Origin of the sequence: Brevundimonas denitrificans, from assembly GCF_030160755.1 — a bacterium.
Lineage (GTDB): Bacteria > Pseudomonadota > Alphaproteobacteria > Caulobacterales > Caulobacteraceae > Brevundimonas > Brevundimonas denitrificans.
The window spans coordinates 1-627 of record NZ_BSOY01000205.1 but is presented as its reverse complement, the minus strand read 5'-3'; the positions used below and the strand labels follow the sequence as shown (position 1 = coordinate 627).

Genomic DNA, 627 nt, shown 5'->3' with positions numbered 1-627 from the left:
CTTTTCGTGGCATAGACGGTGACCGTATCCAGAACGGCCTGTGTCGGGGTGTCCCCGGCCCACGCAGAGCTGAGAACAGTGGTTGAAAGCAGCGCACCCCAAAAGGTCACGCAAGACGCATGTCGCATGTTAATCCTTACACTGGAATTGAACGGCGATTGCTTGCTGCCTTGCTGGCCTTGGGCTGGCTGGGTGGCTTGCTACTGACCTATTTCGTTAAAATAAGTTTGTCATTCCCTGTCAGGCGGAGCGTGTATTCGTCACCATGGTGACGGATTTTCAGCTCCTTTCCGGACTTGAAAAGGGCCTCGCTGTCGATCCCGGCATTGGTAACGGGTATGTGCCAGGTTTGCGGGGCGCTGGTTTTGTCTTGGCCTGCCATCGGGAACGGGTACTCGGTTATGGTTGAGACGGACTGTCTCTCGATTGCTATTAAGAGTGATTATCAATTGCGGAAAATGAAGTCAACCCTTTTTTGATATATCGGCAAGGCTGGCGTTTTGTGACCGGACGCATGGGAAATTCATTTGAGAATGACACCGGCGCCACTTATGGTGAGGGCCGGCCTGCTTGCCGGGCCAAAAGGGAGTGTAGTTGGAAGGAAATCCGAGAGTAGTAGCATGTGTG

Annotated in this window: 1 protein-coding gene; it reads right to left on the bottom strand. The window is 53.1% G+C overall.

Annotated elements, in window-relative coordinates:
• Positions 1–208: 208 nt before the first annotated feature.
• Positions 209–382, bottom strand: a complete 174-nt coding sequence (locus QQJ79_RS16035) for a hemin uptake protein HemP (RefSeq protein WP_169558831.1) — start codon at positions 380–382, stop codon at positions 209–211.
• Between the last annotated feature and the right edge of the window lie 245 nt (positions 383–627).

Excerpts from the sequence above, each read along its gene's own strand:
- QQJ79_RS16035 (WP_169558831.1), bottom strand. The coding sequence starts at position 382 with ATGGCAGGCCAAGACAAAACCAGCGCCCCGCAAACCTGGCACATACCC.